The sequence below is a fragment of the Kribbella sp. NBC_01484 genome, from assembly GCF_036227145.1.
Classification (GTDB): Bacteria; Actinomycetota; Actinomycetes; order Propionibacteriales; family Kribbellaceae; genus Kribbella.
Genome location: NZ_CP109437.1, coordinates 2863869 through 2883940 on the forward strand (window position 1 = coordinate 2863869; position 20072 = coordinate 2883940).

19 protein-coding genes and 1 riboswitch are annotated in these 20072 nt (G+C 68.7%); of the genes, 13 read left to right on the top strand and 6 right to left on the bottom strand.

Translation table 11 applies throughout. From position 1 onward, the window contains the following. Positions 1-21: 21 nt before the first annotated feature. Positions 22-1833: an ABC transporter ATP-binding protein gene (locus OG555_RS14105; protein ID WP_329483306.1), complete on the bottom strand. Its 1812-nt coding sequence runs from the start codon at positions 1831-1833 to the stop codon at positions 22-24. Further along, positions 1830-3593 (bottom strand): ABC transporter ATP-binding protein, encoded by a 1764-nt coding sequence (locus tag OG555_RS14110; protein WP_329483307.1) that lies wholly within the window; start codon positions 3591-3593, stop codon positions 1830-1832. The genes OG555_RS14105 and OG555_RS14110 overlap by 4 nt, the downstream gene beginning before the upstream one ends. Before the next feature lie 158 nt (positions 3594-3751). Here OG555_RS14110 and OG555_RS14115 point away from each other — a divergent pair, with 158 nt between their 5' ends. Further along, entirely contained in the window at positions 3752-5191 is a 1440-nt protein-coding gene (locus tag OG555_RS14115) for an MFS transporter (RefSeq protein ID WP_329483308.1), read from the top strand. Here OG555_RS14115 and OG555_RS14120 read toward each other — a convergent pair. Next, positions 5178-6188, bottom strand: a complete 1011-nt coding sequence (locus OG555_RS14120) for a GTP pyrophosphokinase (protein ID WP_329483310.1) — start codon at positions 6186-6188, stop codon at positions 5178-5180. The two genes, OG555_RS14115 and OG555_RS14120, sit on opposite strands and share 14 nt — an antisense overlap. Positions 6189-6346: 158 nt before the next feature. Here OG555_RS14120 and OG555_RS14125 point away from each other — a divergent pair, with 158 nt between their 5' ends. Beyond that, positions 6347-7540, top strand: coding sequence for an ATP-binding protein (locus OG555_RS14125; protein ID WP_329483311.1), 1194 nt, complete (start codon positions 6347-6349; stop codon positions 7538-7540). Here OG555_RS14125 and OG555_RS14130 read toward each other — a convergent pair. Further along, positions 7537-8244 (bottom strand): AraC family transcriptional regulator, encoded by a 708-nt coding sequence (locus tag OG555_RS14130; RefSeq protein ID WP_329483312.1) that lies wholly within the window; start codon positions 8242-8244, stop codon positions 7537-7539. The two genes, OG555_RS14125 and OG555_RS14130, sit on opposite strands and share 4 nt — an antisense overlap. A 141-nt stretch (positions 8245-8385) precedes the next feature. On the opposite strand from OG555_RS14130, the gene OG555_RS14135 reads away from it, so the two are divergent. The 6 genes from OG555_RS14135 to OG555_RS14160 all read left to right on the top strand — a co-directional run bounded on the left by OG555_RS14135 (position 8386) and on the right by OG555_RS14160 (position 14033). Continuing rightward, positions 8386-9366, top strand: coding sequence for a zinc-binding dehydrogenase (locus OG555_RS14135; RefSeq protein ID WP_329483313.1), 981 nt, complete (start codon positions 8386-8388; stop codon positions 9364-9366). Positions 9367-9525: 159 nt separating this feature from the next. Then, complete coding sequence (locus OG555_RS14140; protein ID WP_329483314.1) at positions 9526-10275, top strand: DUF3152 domain-containing protein; 750 nt, start codon at positions 9526-9528, stop codon at positions 10273-10275. A gap of 48 nt (positions 10276-10323) precedes the next feature. Beyond that, positions 10324-11208 (top strand): hypothetical protein, encoded by an 885-nt coding sequence (locus OG555_RS14145; RefSeq protein ID WP_329483316.1) that lies wholly within the window; start codon positions 10324-10326, stop codon positions 11206-11208. Further along, on the top strand, positions 11205-11867 hold the full coding sequence (locus tag OG555_RS14150) for an alpha/beta fold hydrolase (RefSeq protein WP_329483317.1): 663 nt from the start codon (positions 11205-11207) through the stop codon (positions 11865-11867). The genes OG555_RS14145 and OG555_RS14150 overlap by 4 nt, the downstream gene beginning before the upstream one ends. 20 nt (positions 11868-11887) lie before the next feature. Further along, positions 11888-12003, top strand: a riboswitch (TPP riboswitch). Further along, positions 11997-13325 (top strand): purine-cytosine permease family protein, encoded by a 1329-nt coding sequence (locus OG555_RS14155; RefSeq protein WP_329483318.1) that lies wholly within the window; start codon positions 11997-11999, stop codon positions 13323-13325. (Overlaps the previous riboswitch by 7 nt.) Before the next feature lie 27 nt (positions 13326-13352). Beyond that, positions 13353-14033 carry a class I SAM-dependent methyltransferase gene (locus OG555_RS14160; protein WP_329483319.1) on the top strand — a complete coding sequence of 227 codons (681 nt, stop codon included), beginning with the start codon at positions 13353-13355 and terminating at the stop codon, positions 14031-14033. A gap of 115 nt (positions 14034-14148) precedes the next feature. Here OG555_RS14160 and OG555_RS14165 read toward each other — a convergent pair whose 3' ends face one another. Both OG555_RS14165 and OG555_RS14170 read right to left on the bottom strand, forming a co-directional pair. Next, on the bottom strand, positions 14149-14715 hold the full coding sequence (locus OG555_RS14165) for a methylated-DNA--[protein]-cysteine S-methyltransferase (protein WP_329483320.1): 567 nt from the start codon (positions 14713-14715) through the stop codon (positions 14149-14151). After that, positions 14708-15202: an RNA polymerase sigma factor gene (locus tag OG555_RS14170; RefSeq protein WP_329483321.1), complete on the bottom strand. Its 495-nt coding sequence runs from the start codon at positions 15200-15202 to the stop codon at positions 14708-14710. Before OG555_RS14170 ends, OG555_RS14165 begins: the two co-directional genes overlap by 8 nt. Before the next feature lie 355 nt (positions 15203-15557). Here OG555_RS14170 and OG555_RS14175 point away from each other — a divergent pair, with 355 nt between their 5' ends. Genes OG555_RS14175 through OG555_RS14195 form a run of 5 tightly spaced genes read left to right on the top strand, consistent with a single transcriptional unit; the run spans position 15558 to position 20025 of the window. Further along, positions 15558-16121 carry a flavin reductase family protein gene (locus OG555_RS14175; protein ID WP_329483323.1) on the top strand — a complete coding sequence of 188 codons (564 nt, stop codon included), beginning with the start codon at positions 15558-15560 and terminating at the stop codon, positions 16119-16121. Continuing rightward, complete coding sequence (locus OG555_RS14180) at positions 16114-17169, top strand: ABC transporter substrate-binding protein (protein WP_329483324.1); 1056 nt, start codon at positions 16114-16116, stop codon at positions 17167-17169. The genes OG555_RS14175 and OG555_RS14180 overlap by 8 nt, the downstream gene beginning before the upstream one ends. Next, the gene (locus OG555_RS14185) at positions 17166-18002 is read left to right on the top strand and encodes an ABC transporter permease (RefSeq protein WP_329483325.1); all 837 of its coding nucleotides are present in this window, start codon (positions 17166-17168) and stop codon (positions 18000-18002) included. The genes OG555_RS14180 and OG555_RS14185 overlap by 4 nt, the downstream gene beginning before the upstream one ends. Then, positions 17978-18694 (top strand): ABC transporter ATP-binding protein, encoded by a 717-nt coding sequence (locus OG555_RS14190; RefSeq protein WP_329483326.1) that lies wholly within the window; start codon positions 17978-17980, stop codon positions 18692-18694. Before OG555_RS14185 ends, OG555_RS14190 begins: the two co-directional genes overlap by 25 nt. Beyond that, positions 18691-20025, top strand: a complete 1335-nt coding sequence (locus OG555_RS14195) for an LLM class flavin-dependent oxidoreductase (RefSeq protein ID WP_329483327.1) — start codon at positions 18691-18693, stop codon at positions 20023-20025. Before OG555_RS14190 ends, OG555_RS14195 begins: the two co-directional genes overlap by 4 nt. Positions 20026-20072: the final 47 nt, after the last annotated feature.

Consider the following 20072-nt stretch of genomic DNA (forward strand, 5'->3'; position numbering starts at 1 on the left):
CGGTCTGCCCCCGGCGCCGCGTCAGCGCTCGCCGTGCCAGGAATGCCAGAGCGCCGCATAGGGGCCCTGGGCATCGACCAGTTCGTCGTGTCCGCCCAGCTCGACGATCTTGCCGTCCTCCACGACCGCGATCACATCCGCGTCGTGGGCGGTGTGCAACCGGTGTGCGATCGCCACCACGGTCCGGCCGGCCAGGACACCGGCCAAGGATCGCTCCAGGTGCCGGGCGGCCCGCGGGTCCATCAACGAGGTCGCCTCGTCCAGGACCAGCGTGTGCGGGTCGGCCAGCACCAGCCGGGCCAGGGCGACCTGCTGTGCCTGAGCCGGAGTCAGCGAGATCCCACCGGACCCCACCTCGGTGTCCAGCCCGTCGTCGAACCCGGCGACGCATCCGTCGGCGTCGACCGAGCGCAGCGCGGCCCACAGGTCGGCGTCGGTGGACTCCGGCCGGGCCAGCCGCAGGTTGTCCCGCACACTGCCCACGAACACGTGGTGCTCCTGGTTGACCAGAGCAACGTGACTCCGGACCTGCTCGGCCGACATCTGGTCCAGGGCGGCACCACCCAAGGTGATGTCACCGACCCGTGGCGAGTAGATGCCTGCCAGCAGCCGGCCCAGCGTCGATTTCCCTGCTCCAGAAGGGCCTACGAGCGCAACCCGCGCGCCCGGCTGCACAGTCAGCGTCACACCGTGCAGCACGTCCCGGCCTTCCAGATAGCCGAACCGCACGTCGTCGGCCAGCACAGTCCGGCCCTCCGGCTCGGCGTCTCCCTCGGCGGCGGCCGCTTCGATCTCACGGACCCCGACCAGCCGGGCCAGTGACACCTGCGCTACCTGGAGTTCGTCGTACCAGCGGATCATCATGTTGACCGGCTCGACCAGCATCTGGATGTACAGCGCACCAGTGGTGAGTGCGCCGACGGTGAGCCAGCCCTGGATGGCGAACCCGCCACCGATGACCAGTACGGCGGCCAGCGCGACAGTGTGGGTCATGTTGATCACCGGGAACAGGATCATCCGCAGATACAGGGTGTACCGCTCCCAGGCGACCCACTGACCGATCCGGGTGTCGCCCAACTTGATCCGGCGGTCGCCGAGCCGGTGCGACTCCACGGTCCGGCCGGCGTCGACCGTCTCGGCCAGCCCCGAGGCCACCGCGGCGTACCCGGCGGCCTCCGACCGGTACCCCGATGGCGCACGGCGGAAGTACCAGCGGCCACCGATGATCAGGATGGGCGCCGCGATCACCACCGCCACCGCCAACACGGGCGCGGTCACGATCAGCGCGCCGATCAGCAGCGACCCCCAGATCACCGCGATGGTCAGCTGCGGCACAGCGTCCCGCATCGCGTGCGAAAGCCGGTCGATGTCGGTGGTGATCCGGGACAGCAGGTCGCCGGTGCCGGCCCGCTCCAGGACACCAGGCGGCAGCCCGACCGCGCGGACCAGGAAGTCCTCACGCAGGTCGGCGAGCATCTCCTCGCCGAGCACCGCACCGCGCAGCCGGGTGAGCCGGACGAACACCGTCTGCACCAGCAGGGCGATGACGAACCCGATCACCACGGACGGCAGCTGAACATCGGTGCTGCCCTGCGACAGCTTCTGCACCACGTTGCCGAGCAGCCAGGGCCCGACCATGCCGCTCAGCGCCGCCACCGCGTTCACCAGCGTCAGCCAGCCGAACGCGCGGCGGTGCCGGCGGAACAGTGTCTTCAGGTAGGCGCGCACGGTCGCGCTGCCCGCCACCGGCAGCCGGGCCGCTTCCTGCGGCGCCGCCGGGTCGTACAGAGGGCTCCTGGACGAGCGAAGCGAGTTCAGAATCCGGCTCCTCACGCCAACTCCTCGAAGGTTGGTTCGTCTTCACGGGTCACAACCGCGCGGTAGCGCGGGTTGGTGAGCACCAGCTCGTGGTGGGTCCCGACCGCGTCGACTCGGCCCTCCGGAACGAAGACCACTCGCTCAGCGCGGTCCAGCATCAGCGGGCTGGAGGTGAACACCACAGTGGTCCGGCCGGCACGCAGCAGCCGCAGGCCGTCGGCGATCCGGGCCTCGGTGTGCGCGTCCACCGCGCTGGTCGGCTCGTCCAGCACCAGCACCGGCGGGTCGACGTACAGCGAGCGGGCCAGAGCGACCCGCTGCCGCTGCCCACCGGACAGGGACCGTCCACGCTCGGTCAGCACGGCCTTCATCGCGTCCGACTCACCGGCCGGCAGCGTCTGCCGCAGTACGTCGAGAATGTCCGTGCACTGCGCTGCGTCGAGCGCAATCTCCGGAGAGACCGCACCACTCGCCGGTACGTCGAACAGCTCGCGCACTGTCCCCGACAGCAGCACCGGGTCCTTGTCCTGCACGAGTACGACGGTCCGCGCCGACTCCAGCGGGAGGTCGTCCAGCGCGACCCCGTCGAGCAGCACAGAGGCCTCGCCGTCCTCGGCCGTCGGGCTGTGACCACCCAGGCGGTCCGCCAGCCGGCCGCCCGCGTCCGGGTCGCCACAGACGACCGCGGTGAAGCTGCCGGTCGGGACGTGCAGACCGGACACCGGGTCGAGCAGGTCACCGTTGGGCAGCTGGGCCTCGCCCGTGCCCTTGGTCTCGTCAGTCCGCTGCAGCGACAGCACGCGCGCGGCTCGGCGCGCCGACACCTTCGAGAAGATGAACGCGCTCGCCGTCTCCTCGAACGTGTGCAGCGGCACGAGCATGAAGGTGACGAACCCGTACGTCGTGACGAGCTCGCCGACCGAGATCTGTCCGGACATCACCATCCGGACGCCCAGCCACACGACGACCACCAGGAAGATCCCGAACAGCAGCACCTGGAGAGCGGCAATCAGCGACCACATCCGGGCACTGCGGACCGCACTGGCGCGGTAGTCCTGCGAGGCGGTGCGGTAGCGGTCCAGGAACAGCTGCTCACCACCGATACCCCGCAGCACACGCAGACCGGCGACGGTGTCGGCGGCCAGCTCGGTGGCCCGGCCGCCCTTGGCCCGCTGCGCGTCCGCACGACGCTCGGCCGGACCCATCAGCGGAACGATCGAGAACGCCAGCACCGGTACGGCGACAGCGACCACCAGACCGAGCTGCGGCTCGTAGAACAGCAGACCGATCACGACGGCGAAGCAGGTCAGCAGAGCGGCCGCGAACCGGCCGAGCACCTCGACGAACCAGCCGATCTTCTCGACGTCGCCGCTACTCACGGCGACCACCTCGCCGGCGGCGATCCGGCGGGTCAGCAGCGAGCCCAGCTCCGCAGCCTTGCGGAACAGCAGTTGCTGCAGGCGCGACGCCGTACTGATCCAGTTGGTCACCACGGCGCGGTGGAAGAACGAGTCGGCACCGGCCTTGGCCGCGCCGAACGCGAGCAGCAGGACGCCGGCCAGGAACAGCTTCGGCCAGGACAGGTCGATCACCGCCTGGACGGCGAGACCGACGGCGACCGGAGCGGCGGCGATACCGCCGAAGTAGAGGAGTCCCCAGAACACTGCGAGGGCCTGCCCGCGCAGTTGCTGGTGCTCCAGCCAGAGAATGAGTCGGAGACCCGACCGGGTGTCCGGCACACCCGGGTCGGCGAACGGAATGAGGCGCAGGGACATGACGTCTCGCAAGAGGCGTAGAAGGGTTGAGAAAGAGGCACCTGACCAGGCGTATGGATCAAGCCTAGGCGGGCCCGCCGACAGTCCGCCAACCCTTTTCAACCAGTGGTCGGACGCCGGGGGAATCGTTTCCGGCGGCGGTAGTAAAGTCTTCAACGATGATCGGAGGGAGCTGGGTGGCGGAGCTGACGCGAGGGCGGCGGCTGCTGATTCTCGGCATCTGTTGCTCCAGCCTGTTCATCGTCGGGCTGGACGCCACCATCGTGAACCTGGCGCTGCCGTCCATCCGGGTCGAGCTGGGCGCGTCGGTGACGAAGCTGCAGTGGACCATCGACGCCTACACGCTGGTGATCGCCTGTCTGCTGATGGTGTCCGGTTCGACCGCGGACCGGGTCGGGCGGCGGCGGACGTTCCAGGCCGGGCTGGTGGTCTTCGGGATCGGGTCGCTGCTGTGCGGATTCGCATCGACCATCGACCTGCTGATCGTGTTCCGGATGGTGCAGGCGGTCGGCGGATCGATGCTGAACCCGGTCGCGATGTCGATCATCACCAACACGTTCACCAACCGGCGTGAGCGCGCCCAGGCGATCGGGATCTGGGGCGGTGTGGTCGGGCTGAGCATGGCGGTCGGCCCGTTGGTCGGTGGTGCCCTCGTCGACGCGGCAGGCTGGCGGTACATCTTCTGGATCAACGTGCCGGTCACGGTGGCCGCCGTACTGATGACTGCCTTCTTCGTGCCCGAATCGCGGGCCGCGGTGCCGCGGCGGATCGATCCGGTCGGTCAGGTGCTCGTCGTCCTGGTGCTCGGCAGCCTGGTGTACGCGATCATCGAGGGGCAGTCGGCCGGGTGGGGCTCGCCGCTGATCATCGGGTGCTTCCTGCTGTGCGCGGCGGCGTTGGTGTCGCTGGTCCTGTACGAGCGTCGCCGGGAGGAACCGCTGCTCGAGCCGCGGTTCTTCCGGAGCGCACCGTTCTCGGGCGCGACGCTGATCGCGGTCTGCGGGTTCTCGGCATTGTCCGGGTTCCTGTTCCTGAACTCGCTGTATCTGCAGTCGGTGCGCGGGTTCTCCGCGTTGCACGCCGGCTTGCTGACGTTGCCGATGGCGGCGATGACGGTGGTGTTCGCGCCGCTGTCCGGCTGGCTGGTCGGACATCGAGGACCGCGGCTGCCGCTGGTCGTTGCCGGGATCGGGCTCACGGTCTCCGGGCTGCTGCTGTCGCGGCTGGACCTCACCACCTCGACCGTCGTGCTGCTGGCCGGCTATCTGATCTTCGGCCTCGGCTTCGGGATGCTGAACGCGCCGATCACGAACGCCGCGGTCTCCGGGATGCCGCTCTCCCAGGCCGGCGTCGCGGCCGCGCTCGCCTCCACGAGTCGCCAGGTCGGCGCGTCCCTCGGCGTCGCGATCGCCGGCACGGTCCTGACCGCTCGGCTGATCGGCCCGCTCGAGACCGGCTTCGTCGAAGCCGCTGTGCTGTGCTGGTACATCATCGCGGGCTGCGGCTTCCTGGTCCTCGTGCTCGGACTGATCACGACCGGCAGGTGGGCCCGTCGTACGGCGGAAGCTGTCGCGGAGGACCTCGTCAGGGCTCGATGAGTCCGGCGCGGCCGAGGGCTTTGAGCCGGCCGCGGAGGATCTTCTGCCGGCGCTCCTCGTCGGGGAACAGCTCGACGTACGCCGTCCCCTTTGCGGCGAGCAGGTCGTCGTCGAGCCGTCGTACCGTGCCGGCCGGGAAGCGGTGCGTCATCGCGACCTGCACCGCGGCGCTGTCGATGCCGGTGAGAAGCTCGGTCAGCTGCTCCTCGGTGGTGACGCCGAGCCGACCGAGGATGCCGAGCATCCAGGCGTAGTGGTTCGTCTTGGCGTGCGGCGCGTCCGGGTAGCGACGGGTCAGGTACGACGTCAGGGTCGCCGTGGTCAGGTCACGCGGGGTCTTGTCCGGCTCGGCGGCCGCGAGTTCGCGGTACAGCCGGTCGATCTCGGTGAACTCGTTGTCGGCCAGCTCCATCAACGCCGCCGCGAGCAGGAACCGCCGGTCGAACTCCGCCTTGCGCTCCGGTGGGATGTCCAGCTTGTACCGGATGTCGTGCTCGAACTCGGCCCACGCGTGCTGAACCGCGGTCCGGACCTGGATCTCCATGGTCAGGTTCTTCAGTACGGCGTACTCCGGCAGCTCCCGGCGATGCGCGTTCAGCCGGACCAGGTAGTGCTTGCTCGCGTACCCGAACACGCCCTGCGCGCGGGTGTGCGCGCCCATGTCGGTGTGCTCGACGATCTCGAACTCGGCCTCGATCACCTCGCACACCCGGTCCACGGCCTCGACCAGGAACGTGATCACCCGGGCCGCCACCAGGTCGGTGATCTGGTTCAGCGGGTCGTCGTACTTCGGCCTGGTCGGGTCGTCGGGATGCGGTTTGGCCGCCTTCGCCAGGAACGACTCCGGATCCTTCGCCCGGGCGGTCGCGCTGAGGTAGTTGATGCCTTCCTCTTCGCCGATCAGCTCGTCGATCAGGGCCTCGAGCTTGCGCGCACCACCGACGTACTGCTGATGCACGCGCTCGTACAACGCGCCCGCCTGACCAGCCCACTCCATGGCCGCACCCTAGTGTGCCGACAGCTGACGCGCTCTCTGGACGCGTCTATCGAAATCTAGTTCTTTCACTAGAAAGCCGTAGACAAGGCTCGCGACACGCTCTCGCGGTGGCTAGCGAAATCTAAGGAAAACGCTAGACGGGCTCATACAGTGACAGCATGGATCCGATCCGGAATCCCTATGCGCCCGGCGCCGGTCAGCGGCCGCCTGAGCTGGCCGGACGCGACATCGAGGTGCGGCAGTTCGAGGTAGTCCTCGAGCGGGTCGCGGCAGGCAGACCGGAGCGGAGTCTGGTCCTGAGTGGACTCCGTGGTGTGGGGAAGACCGTGTTGCTCAATACGTTGCGCAGCCAGGCCATCAAACGAGCATGGGGTACGGGCAAGATCGAGGCCCGGCCGGACCAGAGCGTCCGGCTGCCGATCGCGCAGGCGCTGCACACCGCGATGCGAGAGCTGGGACACCGGCACCGTGACGACGAGCGGGTCGACCAGTTCAGCGCCGTACTGAAGGCCTTCGCGTTGCGGACGGCGGCGAACGACCGGAAGGGGATCCGCTGGCATCCGCCGGTCGACGTGGCCGCGGCGAAGGGGCGAGCCGACTCGGGTGATCTGGAGATGGACCTGATCGAGCTCTTCACCGACGCGGCCGATCTGGCCGGCGATCTGTCGGTGGGGGTCGGGCTGTTCATCGACGAGATGCAGGACATCAGTGCGGACGACCTGTCCGCGCTGTGCGCCGCTTGTCACGAGATCTCACAGCAGAGTGCGCCGTTGGTTGTCGTGGGCGCCGGGTTGCCGCATCTGCCCGCCGTACTGTCCGCCAGCAAGTCGTACTCCGAGCGGCTCTTCCGCTACATCCGCGTGGACCGGTTGGCGCGGGAAGCGTGCGACCGGGCGCTGATGGTGCCGGCGGAGAGCGAGGGCGTTCTGTACGACGAGGAGGCGCTGGACGAGCTGTACGCCCAGACGGACGGGTACCCGTACTTCGTCCAGGCCTTCGCCCACTCCACCTGGGACCACGCCCCGACCTCCCCGATCACCATCAAGGACGTCGCGGTCGCCGCCCCCGAGGCCTCCGCCGAACTCACCGTCGGCTTCTTCGGCTCCCGCTACGAACGCGCGACTCCCGCGGAACGCGAGTACATGCGCGCCATGGCCGAACTAGGCATCGGCGTCGACGACGGCTCCGTCCCCACCGCCGAAGTAGCCAGCACCCTCAACCGCAAACCCCAGTCCCTGTCCCCCGCCCGCGACGGCCTCATCAAGAAAGGCCTGGTCTTCTCCGCCGAACGCGGCACCGTAGCCTTCACCGTCCCCCACTTCGGCAAATTCCTCCGCACCCGCACCGCCTAGGTGGGGTGCCGGGGGTTGGTTTGGTAGCGGCCTGGGGTGGTGCCTAGGAGGGTGGTGAAGGCGGTGATGAAGGTGCTGGGGTTGGACCAGCCGCAGGCGTGGGCTACGTGGGTGGTGGTGTGGCCGTCGGCGAGGAGGATGAGGGCCTGGTGGATGCGTAGTTGGGTGCGCCATTCGTAGAAGGTCATGCCGAGTTCGTTGTGGAGGAGGCGGCTGAGGGTGCGGGGGCTGGCTCCGATGGTTCGTCCGAGCTCGGCAAGCGGGGTGTTGTCCGCGGGGTCGTCGTACAGGAGTTGGGCGAGCGCCTGCAGTCGATCGTCTTGCGGTTCCGGCAGGTGTAGTGGCTGCTCCTGTGCTTCGTGCAGCTCGTCGACCAGGACTCGGTGGACGCGGGCACGCGCGGCGCGGTCGTAGGCGGGTAGGGCGGGGTCGTAGTTGCGTGGGCCGGTGAGGTTCAGCAGGATCTCGCGGGCGAGGTCGGAGACCGTGAACACGGCGGGATGGGCTGGTACGAGCCGGGCCAGAGATGCCGGAAGGAACAGGATCCGCATGTCGGTGTTGCCATGGGCGCGGTGGTAGTGCGTGAAACCGGCGGGAGTCCAAGCGACTCGATTGGCCGGCACGATCGAGGTGCCCCGTTCGGTGTGCACCGACAGGACGCCGCGAGCGGCGTACACCAGATGCCCGCGCGAATGGGACTGCACGGAGCTCGTTCCCCCGGACGGCCAGAGGTGCACGCCTCCGGACGGCCACAGCTGGGAGGATCGGGCGACTTGGCGACGAACGGGCATTGGTTGGCATTCTATCGGTGGCCCGCCACACCGCCTGCTGGCGACAGTGAATGCATGAGTACGACGATGCGCGCGGCGGTCTGTGTCACGGCGGGCGGCCCGGAGGTCCTGGAAATCCGTGAACTGCCGGTACCAGCAGTCCGGGACGGCTGGAGCCTGGTGCAGGTGATGGGCGCGGGCTTGAACCGGTCGGAGCTGCGGACCCGGCAGGGGCATTCCCCGAGCGTGACGTTCCCGCGGGTGCTCGGGATCGAATGTGTGGGAGTCGTGGCGGCGTCGACCGATCCGAGGTTGCCGGATGGGACGACCGTCGCGGCGGTGATGGGTGAGATGGGACGTCAGTTCGACGGCGGCTACGCGGAGTACGCACTGTTGCCGAACTCCCTGCTGATGCCAATCACCACCGCATTGCCGTGGGACCTCTTTGCCGCGCTACCCGAGACGTACCTGACCGCACATGGCTCATTGGACACGTTGGGGATCGAGCCCGGCGGCAAACTGCTGATCCGCGGCGGGACCTCGTCCGTCGGGATGGCGGCCGCGTCGATCGCGTCCGGCTACGGTGTCGAGACGGCGGCGACGACCCGGCGGCAAGACAAGGTCGACGCGTTGACTGCGGCCGGTGTCGACCACGTACTCGTCGACGGCGGTGGGTCGCCGGCGACCATGCACGCGGTTTGGCCGGAGGGTCCGGACTATGTTCTGGACCTCGTCGGAGCGAGTACTGCGGTCGACTCGCTGCACCTGGTCCGTCGTGGCGGGACGGTATGTGTCGCGGGCTCGCTCAGTGGGTGGCTGATCCCGGACTTCGAGGCCATAGCGATGATTCCGTCCGGGACCAAGCTCACGGCTTTCCACAGCGACAACCTGAAGGGCGAGGCGGGCGCGACCGCGCTGCAGCGGGTGGTGCACGAGATCGAGGCCGGCGTCTATCGACCCAACGTCGACCGGGTCTTCGGGCTGGACGACATTGTTGCGGCTCACCACTACATGGAAAGCAACGAAGCCATCGGGAAGCTTGTCGTGACGCCCTGACCGGTCGTTTACGAAACTCGCCTTTCGTGGAGGACCGGTGAGTCGGTAGGGTCGATTGTCATGACCACCTGGCGGACTGGCCAGCGCGGCGACGCGCCTGTACGCCAGCGGGGTGGGCGGCACGGCCGGCGGAAGTCGCACAAGGTGCAGTGGTTTTCGGTGACTGCGTTAGCCGTGCTGGGGACTGTGGTGGTGATGCATCCGGATGTGGCCAACCGGCGGAGTCTGGCGGCTGATGTGGTGTCCGGGGTGAGTGCGCCTGTCACCGAAGTGCCGGTCAGCACGCCCAGGCCGGTTCCGACGCCTACGCAGAAGTTGACCACTCCGTTGCGGCCGGCACCGAGTTTGACGCGGCAGCCCAAGGGCGCGAAGCCGAATGTCACTGTGTCCAGCGGCAAGCTTGCCGTGGTGCCCGGGTTCAACAAGGCGACCGGGGTCCGGGACAAGCTGACCTATCGGGTCGAGATCGAGCAGGGACTGTCGGTCAACGGTGCCGTGGTTGCGGCGATCATCCACAAGACGCTGGCCGACCCCCGCGGCTGGCAGGCGGTTCACCCGGTCAGCTTCGAGCGGACCGACAAGGTCGACGCCGACCTGCGCATCATCCTGGCCACGCCGGCGCTGACCGACAAGCTCTGTCTGCCGCTCGACACCGGCGGTGAGGTGTCCTGCCGGGTCGAGGACCGGGTCGTGCTGAACGCCAAACGGTGGATGTACGCGATCCCGGCGTACAACGGCGACGTCTCGCTGTACCGCAGCTACCTGGTCAACCACGAGGTCGGGCACGCGCTCGGCCACGGCCACTCGACCTGCACCAAGGCGAAGACCCCCGCGCCGGTGATGATGCAGCAGACCAAGGGCCTGGCCGGCTGCCTGCCGAACGCCTGGCCGACGATCAAAGCGACCTGAGCCAAACCGCCGTTCGTGAGAAGCTGAGTCGGAGGGGAGGGAGCAGCGATGTCGTCACAGGATTTCCCGACGTACGGCCGGGGCGACGAGCCCGACCAGTCCGGTGAGGAGCACCACTACGCCCGTCCCACGCCGTACGGCGGTGGGACCTACGGCGTGGGCCCATACACGGACCCGCAGCCCGGCCCCTACGCCCAGCCGCAGCCCTACGGCTCCCAGCCCGGCCAACCTCAAGGCCAGCCGGGCCAGCCACAGGCCCGGCCCGATCAACAACAGAGCCAGCCGCAGTACGCCGGTCCGCCGCAGAGCCAGGCCCCGACGTACACCCAGCCGCCGAACTTCCGCCCCGGGAGCCCCTACGGTCCCGCGGCGCATCCGCAGCAGCACGAGCTCCCGACGTACGGACGGGAGGAGCCGGTCGCGCCCCGTGACCCGCGTGCCGCCCGGGTGGTCGGACTGGCCGCACTGATCGCGGCCGTCTACGGACTGCTCGTCGTGTCCGTCCAGCGGGTCGCCCTGCGCGAGATCTCCCAGGCCCCCGGCTCACCGCTGAACCACCCGCTCCGCACCGACGTGATCGACACCATCGGCCAACTGCTGCTGATCGTGGTCGGCGCGGTCGCGATCGGGATGTGGATCCGGGACGTGCTCGCCCGCCGCAAGGCAGGGCGCCAGCCCGACCCGGTCGAGCTCGGTGGCCTCCTGCTGGTCGCGGTGTCCGCGATCCCGATCCTGATCTGGCTGAGCATCGTCCTGTCCACCGGCCTGGGCGCCATCAACGAGACGATCGACCGGCTGCCCAAGGCGTACGGCTGGGGCGGCACCGGCCTACTGATCCTCGCGGCGGGTCTGGCGATCGGGTACCGCGAGCTGAAGCCCGACGTCAGCAACCCGGTCGTCCAGGGCCCACCGGTCAAAGCGCCCTGGGAGTGAGCGCACCCGTTGTCCTGGTCCCGGGCCTCGGTCTCGGGCCGGAGTCGTACGCCAAAACGGTCGAGCACCTGACCACGCCGTACGTCGTCGTCACTCTTCCTGGGTACGGCGAACCGGCCGGGGCCCGCGAAGATCTGCATCCGCGCGCGCTGGGCGTGGCACTCGCCGACAAGATCCGCGAGCGGTCGGTCCTGGTCGGACACTCCGCCAGCTGCCAGATCGTGGTCGAGACCGCGATCATCGACCCCGAGCTCGTCCATGCGCTGGTGCTGGTTGCGCCGACCGGCGACATCCGGATGTCGGGCTGGGTGGACCGGACGGTCCGGTGGCTGGGGTCGGCCGTGCCGGAAGCACCCCGCCTGATTCGGGTTGTCACCCCGCAGTACGCCCGTACGACGCTTTCCTCGATCGCCCGAGCCGCGGAAGCCGCCCGGCACCACGACCTGGCCGCGATCATCACCCAGGTGCGCGTGCCGGTGGTCATCGTGCGCGGCAAGCACGATCTGATCTCGCCGGCCGAGTGGGTACAGCGGTTGGCGGAGCTCAGCCACGGTGAGGCCAGGACGCTGGATTCGGGCGCGCACATACCAGTGCTGACCAACGGTCCCGAGGTGGCCGCTCTCATCCAGCGAGCCGCCACCCTTCCCGAAAGCGAGTGAAGCGCTATCGTTGACGAGCTAACAACCTTTGCGGGAGCTCGCACCGTACGCGCGGGCTGAGAGGGCGACAGCTGGGTCGCCGACCGCCTGAACCTGACCGGGTAATGCCGGCGTAGGGAGCAGGTCATCATGACCAATACTGCTGTTCGTCCTGCTAGCGACATCGAGGCGCCGCTTGTCCTGACCACGGACGCCCCGCGGACGCTCGGATTCCTCGACCAGTTCGCCCTCTGGGGGAACTTCGGCATCTCCCTGTTCGGGCCGGTCACCGGTGCGCTGGTGGCGGCGACCACGGGCTCGCTGTGGAAAGGCCTGCTCGCGGTCGTCGTCGGCTGTGTGATCGGCGCGTTGGTGCTCGGTGGGGCGGCGGTGTTCGGTTCGCAGACCGGTGCGCCGGCGATGACGTGCCTGCGCGGCTTGTTCGGCCGGCGCGGTTCGATGGCGCCGACCGTGCTGAACATCGCGCAAAACGTCGGCTGGGCCACGATGGAGATCATCATCATCTCGCAGGCCGCGGTCGCGGTGACGAGTGAGCGCTGGCGCTGGGTGTTCGTCCTGCTGGCCGGGGTGATCGCGACGACGATGGCGGTCCGGCCGCTCGGCAGTGTGAAGCTGCTGCGGAAGTTCATGGTCTGGCTGGTGCTGATCGCGTCGGTGTACCTGTTCGTGCAGGTGCTCAGCAAGCCCATGCACGACCTGCCGCAGGACAACGTGTTGGGCTTCTGGCCGGCCGTCGATCTGGCCGCCGCGGGCGTGGTCTCGTTCGCGCCGCTGGCCGCCGACTACACCCGGCACTCGCGCACCAACAAGGCGGCGTTCGCCGGCTCCTCGCTCGGCTACGGCTTGGCGGCGATCGCGTACTACGCACTCGGTGTGTTCGCGGTCGCGACTTTGCAGACCAACAGCGAGGACGTGATCACCGCGCTCGTCGTCCTGCCGGCCGGCGCGATCGCGCTGTTGGTCCTGCTGGTGGACGAGGTCGACGAGGCGTACGCGAACGTCTACTCGACCACGATGGCCGCCCACAACCTGATCGGCAAGGTCGACCGGCGCTGGATCTCGGTCGCGATCGGCGTACTCGCCACCGGCCTTGCCCTGATGGTTGACCTAGGCAACTACACGCAGTTCCTCTTCCTGATCGGCTCGGTCTTCGTCCCGCTGTTCGCGGCCGCGATCGCGGACTTCTTCCTGGTCAGCAAGATGAACTGGGACGTCTCGGGTACGGCGCGCTTCCGGTGGCAGCCGGCCGTGGCGTGGCTGATCGGATTCGTCGCCTACCAGGTGGTCAACCCCGGCACAGTGAGCCGTTGGTCGCCGTTCTGGACCGACGTCCAGCAGCGGGTGTTCAACCACCAGCCGGTGCCGACCTGGCTGGGGGCGACGGTCACCTCGATCGTCGTCTCGATGCTGGCCGCGGTCGTGCTCGGTCGTGTAGGGCGCCGACCGCTGGACAACTGACCCGGAGTAACCGGGATACTTGCGCCCATGCTGAACTCCGCACTGCGCAGCCGGGCCGAGTATGCCGAACTCGGGGCCGACGGCCTGGCCGCGCGGACCACGCCCGAGCGGGACGCGGCGACCGTCAAGGCCGTCGAGGAACTGCTGGACGGGCGCGAGTCGGTGCTCGACCTGTGCTGTGGCTACGGCCGGATCGCGTTGCCGCTGGCCAAGGCCGGCAAGGCCGTCCGCGCGCTGGACATCTCGCCGAACCTGATCGAGGCCGGCCGGGCGAAGGCAGCCGAGGAGGAGCTGTCGATCGACTGGGCGGTCGGGTCGATGACGGACCTGCCGTACAAGTGGGACGCGTTCGACGCGGTGATCTGCCTGTGGACCGCGTTCCACGAGCTGTTCGCAGAGGACGAGCAGGTGTCCACCATCTGCGAGATCTCCCGGGTGCTGAAGCCGGGCGGCATCGCGATCATCGAGGGCCCGGCCTGGGGACCGGCGACGGCTGCGGAGATCGCGAACGGGATGCGTCAGGGCCCGGAGCACCGGATCGTCACCACCGAGCACTTCGGCACCAGCAGCGTGCACTTCATCCACGACGAGATCAGTTACGGCCGGCTCTGCGCGAAGGCCGGAATCGAGGACTACAAGGTCTACAAGCGGGACTGGGGCGGCCGTCGCCGGCTCATTCTGGAGATCCACCAGCCCGCCACCGACTGACGCGTCAGCGGCCCTTGCAGGTAAGGGAAAAACAAGAAGCAGATCCCCACTCCACACTGGGGATCTGCTCCTTTGTCTGTCGAGTGTAAATGCTTCCTGGCAGGCTGAAGAAAATTCAGTCTTTTGCTTCGAGATTCAGCAAAAAACGCTTCGCGTCCAGTCCGCCGGCGTACCCGGTGAGCGCGCCGTTCGAGCCGATCACGCGGTGGCAGGGTAGGACGACGCAGACCGGGTTCGCGCCGAGTGCCGTACCCACCGCCCGAGCCGCCTTGGGCTTGTGGATCTCCCCGGCGACCGCGCCGTACGTCGTCGTCGTGCCGTAGCGGGTGTGCTTCGGCAGATCGGTGAGCACGAGTCGCTGGAACGGAGTCGCCAGCGCCAGGTCGACCTTCAGGTCGAAGGCGTGCCGCCGGCCGTCGAGATACTCGTCGAGTTGCCGCCGTACGTCGTCCAGCGCGCGGGGCTGGCGGAGTACGCGCGGGGACACCGCCCGGGCGAGGCGGGTGGTCATGGTCTCCTCGTCGCCGAAAGAGCTGGCCACCACCCGGCCGTGCGCGACGGCGAGCAGCATCGTGCCGATCGGGGTGTCGTGCAGGGTGTAGGCGACGTCGGCGTCCGGAAGGATCGGTGGGGTCAGGTCTGGGGTGGTGAGCCGGGTCAGCCGGCTCTCGAGGTCAGTCATCGTTTACTCCGAGTTTGCTGCGCAGTGCCGCGAGGGCGTCGCTGACGAGCCGGCGCGACGCGGCAGGCGTGGTGTCGAGGGCGGCGGCCACGCCGTGGTGGTCCAGGTCGCCGACGTATTTGAGCGTGATCGCGAAGCGTTGCCGCTCCGGCAGCTCGTTGACCGCGCGCCAGAGGTCGGGGTCCGGCCAGTCCGCGGCCTCCGGGCCGTCGACGGCGACCGGTGCAGCCTCGTCCAGAGGGCGCTGCGGTTTGCGTGCACGGTGTACGTCGGTCGCGCACCGGGCCGTGATGGTGAGGAGCCAGCTGCGGAGGTTCTTCGCCGACGTGAGGTCGGGGTAGGCGGCGTACGCCTTCTCCCAGGCGCGTTGGGCCGCGTCGTCGCCGTCCACCGGCCCGGCCATCGCACGCGCCAGCCGGGCCACGTCGCGCCAGTGCGCGTCGATCAACGCCTGGAACGGCGGCAGTACGACCTTCTCCCGAGCCATCACGCAAGTAGAACGCACGCACGGCCGGGAGTGTGAGGGCAACCTGGCGGCGTGTCGTCCCAGCGAATGGTCAGTTTCGGACGGCTGTCCCGGATCGCGAGATTGTCTAGTTGTCCAGTAGACATTGATGAGAAGGTAGCTGACATGACGACGACACTGCTCACCCGCCGTCGCGTCATCGATCTTCTCCGGACGGCGAGCGCCACCTGTCGGTGACCGCTGCTGCCCGCGTTGCCCCGGCGGACTCCCGCCGTACGAGGCCTGTCTGAGCCTGCGCCTCCCACACCCCGCCCGGTTGTGGTGCTTCCTGCTGCCCGCTGCCGGTCGTCCCTGCCCCCGTAACCGAGGGAGAGACATGTCAGTCCATGCGATCAACCCGTCCGATCGTCCGCCGCTGTCCGTCGTCCCGGACCGCCTCGAGGAGCGGATCGTCGATGCCGACGTGTTCCGGTCCGTGTTCCGTCGCCACGCCGCCGGTGTCGTGGTGATCACCGCGGACGCCGGCCACGGCCCGGCCGGGTTCACCGCGACCTCACTGGTCTCGGTCAGCCTGCTGCCACCGCTCGTCTCGTTCGCGATCGCCACCAGTGCGTCCAGCTGGCCGACCGTCAGCACCGCCGACAGCCTGGTGATCAACTTCCTGTCCGCCGACCAGCAGGCGATCGCCGGCCGGTTCGCCACCAGTGGCATCGACCGCTTCGCCGAGCCGACCCGCTGGTCCCGGCTGCACACCGGCGAACCGGTGCTCGACGAGGCGCCCAGCTACCTGCGCGCGCAGGTCGAGCACCGCTTCGCCGTGGGCGACCACCACCTGGTCGTCGCCCGTCTCGCCACCCATACCGAACGACGTGAGCACGACCCGTTGCTGTACCACGACGGCCGCTACGTCACGACGCATTCGAAGGCACATCATGTTTAAGACCCACAAGGTTCTGACCGCGGCCGTCGCGATTGCCGCCTTGGTCACCGGCTGCGGCGGCGCTGCCCAGGCCGGCAACGACGGCGGCGCGAAGCTCGCGCTGGACGCCGCGCTGCCGACGACCGTCCCGGACGGCACCAAGATCGTCGTCGGTGACCCGGCCACCCAGGTGGCCCTGAAGCTGTCCGGACAGCTCGACAAGGTGTCGAAGTTCGTCCAGTTCGCCAACCTGAGCGGCGGTCCGCAGACGACCGAGGCGTTCCGGGCGCACGCGCTGGACCTCGGCTCCGTCGCGGAGATCCCGCCGATCCACGCGACCTGGACCGGGCTGCACGTCAAGATCGTCGCCTCCAAGTTCCGCCAGGACCCGCTCGACCACCCGATCTACCAGCTGGGGATCGCGCCCGGCGCGAACGTGAAGACGCTGTCCGACCTGCGTGGCAAGAAGATCGCGTACAGCCCGGGCCAGGCTCAGGGCGCACTCGTCCTCAAGGTTCTGAAGAAGGCCGGCCTGACCAAGGACGACGTGAAGCTGGTCGAGCTACCCAGCACCGGCGACGTGTACACGAACGCCCTGGCCGCGAAGCAGGTCGAGGTCGCCCCGATCGGCGGCGTCCAGATCAAGCGCTACCTGGCCAAGTACGCAAAGGACGGCGGGACCACGATCCCGCACGGTCTCCGCGACGACGCCGGCCACCTGTACGTGGTGACCGAGTCGCTCGAGAACCCGGCGAAGGCGGCCGCGATCCGCGCGTACGTCGCTGCCTGGGGCGTCGCGCAGGACTGGATCGACAAACACCCCAAGGAGTGGATCCAGGGGTACTACGTGAAGGACCAGGGACTCACCGAGTCCGACGGTCAGTGGCTGGTCGACAACGCCGGTCACCCGGACATCAGCGCGGACTGGAGTGACGCGATCCAGCGGCAGCAGGAGACCATCGAGTTGCTCGCCAAGGAGACCGGCAACCCGGTGATCCAGGCCAAGGACCTGTATGACCTGCGGTTCCAGAGTGTCGCGGCCGATGCGATCAAGGGAGCCACCAAATGAGCGCCACGACTCTGCCTGGACTGCGTACAGCCGATTCGGTCGCGCCCGTCGTACGGCGTCGTCGCCTCGGACTGGGCAAGCCGATCAGGTTCGGCGCTGCCATCGGACCCGTGCTGCTGCTGGTGATCTGGAGCATCGGATCGGCGACCGGCTGGATCGACCAGCGGGTGCTGTCCGCGCCGTGGACCGTGGTGACCACGGCCGGCGACCTGATCGCCGACGGTCGCCTCCAGTCGAACCTGTGGACGTCCACCCAGCGCGCGCTGATCGGACTTGCGCTCGGCATCGTGCTGGGCGTCGTACTCGCGCTGCTCTCCGGACTGTCCCGTCTCGGCGAGGCACTGCTGGACGGTCCGATTCAGATCAAGCGCGCGATCCCGTCGCTGGCGCTGCTGCCGCTGCTGATCCTCTGGCTCGGTATCGGTGAGTCGATGAAGGTCGTCACCATCCTCCTCGGGGTGTTCGTGCCGATTTACATCCACACCCACAACGGACTCCGCACCATCGACAGCCGGTACGTCGAACTCGCGCAGACCGTCGGGCTGTCGCGCTGGGACTTCATCCGCCGGGTGGTCCTGCCGGGCGCGCTGCCCGGATTCCTGCTCGGGCTGCGGTTCGCGGTCACCGGCGCGTGGCTGTCGCTGGTCGTCGTCGAGCAGATCAATTCCACCAGCGGTATCGGCTACATGATGGAGCTGGCCCGGACGTACGGACAGACCGACATCATCATTGTCGGCCTGGTCCTGTACGGCGTCCTCGGCCTGCTGTCCGACGGGGCCGTCCGCCTGATTCAAAGGAGGGCCCTCTCATGGCGCCGCACACTGGCCTCCTGACCGCTGCTGTCCAGGTCCGGGACCTGGTCCGCCGGTACGACGATCGCGCTGTACTCGACGGGGTGGACCTGGACATCGCGCCAGGTGAGTTCGTTGCCCTGTTGGGGAAGAGCGGGTCCGGCAAGAGTACGTTGCTGCGCGCGCTGGCAGGACTGGACGCGGATGTGGCCGGCTCCGGGGAGCTCGTCGTACCGGCCAACGTGTCCGTGGTCTTCCAAGACTCGCGGTTGTTGCCATGGGCAAAGGTGTTGGACAACGTCGTACTCGGTCTGCACGGAGCCGACGAGCGCGGCCGGCAGAGTCTGGCCGAAGTCGGCCTGGCGGGTCGTGAGCAGGCGTGGCCGAACGAGTTGTCAGGTGGTGAGCAGCAGCGGGTCGCGTTGGCGCGGTCGCTGGTGCGGGAGCCGGAGTTGCTGCTCGCAGACGAGCCGTTCGGCGCGCTGGACGCGCTGACCCGGCTGAAGATGCACGTGCTGCTCCGGAAGCTGTGCGCCGCCCATCAACCCGCCGTACTGCTGGTCACGCACGACGTCGACGAGGCGATCGTGCTGGCCGATCGGGTGATCGTGCTCGACGAGGGCAAGCTCGTCGCCGAGGAACTGATCTCGCTGAGCACGCCGCGCAGTCCGGCCGATCCAGGATTCGCCGCGGTCCGGTCGCGGCTTCTCGACGCATTGGGGGTTTCGCTGTGAGCAGGCAGTTGCATCTGAACGCGTTCCTGATGAGCACCGGGCATCACGAGGCGTCGTGGCGGTTGCCGGAGAGCAACCCGTTCGCGAACACGTCGGTGAAGCACTATCAGGAGCTGGCCCGGATCGCGGAGCGAGGTCTCTTCGACTCGGTGTTCTTCGCGGACTCGCCAGTGCTCCTCGGTGACGTGGGCCGTCGTCCGGCCGGATCGCTGGAGCCGACTGTGCTGTTGACCGCGATTGCCGCCGTGACATCACGGATCGGGCTGATCGCCACCGCGTCGACGACGTACAACGAGCCGTACAACCTGGCCCGCCGGTTCGCCAGCGTCGACCACGTGAGTGGCGGGCGGGCGGGGTGGAACGTGGTGACCACGGCCGGTCCGGACGCGGCGCGCAACTTCAATCTGGCTGATCAGCCGGCGCATGCGGAGCGGTACGAGCGGGCGGCGGAGTTCCTCGAGGTCGCCTACCAGCTGTGGGACTCTTGGCAGGACGACGCGGCGATCGCGGACAAGTCGACCGGCGTGTGGGCGGTGAACGACCGCGTGGTGCCGATCGACCACGTCGGCCGGCACTTCCAGGTGCGCGGTCCGCTGAACCTGCCGCGGTCCCCGCAGGGACACCCGCTGATCGTGCAGGCCGGATCGTCGGAGGACGGCAAGGGCCTGGCGGCGCGGTACGCCGAGGCGGTCTTCACCGCGCAGCAGACGCTCGAGGACGCGCAGGCGTTCTACCAGGATCTGAAGGCACGGACGGCGGCGCTCGGGCGTGATCCGTCGACGATCAAGATCCTGCCGGGGATCGTGCCGGTGATCGGTGGGACGGTCGAGGAGGCGCAGCGGCTGGAGCGTGAGCTGGACTCGCTGATCCGGCCCGACTACGCCCGGCTGACGCTGGCGAAGACGTTGAAGGTCAAGCCGGAGGACCTGCCGTTCGACGAGCAACTGCCCGCCGAACTCCCCGACGAGGACGAGATCGAGGGCGCGAAGAGCCGGTACACGCTGATCGTCACGCTGGCCCGGCGCGAGAGGCTGACGGTCCGCGAGCTGATCGGCCGGCTGGGCGGCGGGCGCGGTCACCGCACCTTCAGCGGTACGCCGGAACAGGTCGCGGACGCGATCCAGGACTGGTTCGAGGCCGGCGCGGCCGACGGATTCAACATCATGCCGCCGGTCCTGCCGTCCGGGCTCAGCACCTTCGTGGACCAGGTGATCCCGATCCTCCAGTCCCGCGGGCTCTTCCGGACCGAGTACACGGGCACCACGTTGCGCGACCACTACGGTCTGGCCCGTCCCGCCAGCCGGGCCGCGTTGCAGGAGGCAACCGCCTGATCGGGTGCCGGGGCCTGTCAGGTGGCAGGCCCCGGCACCACTCCCGG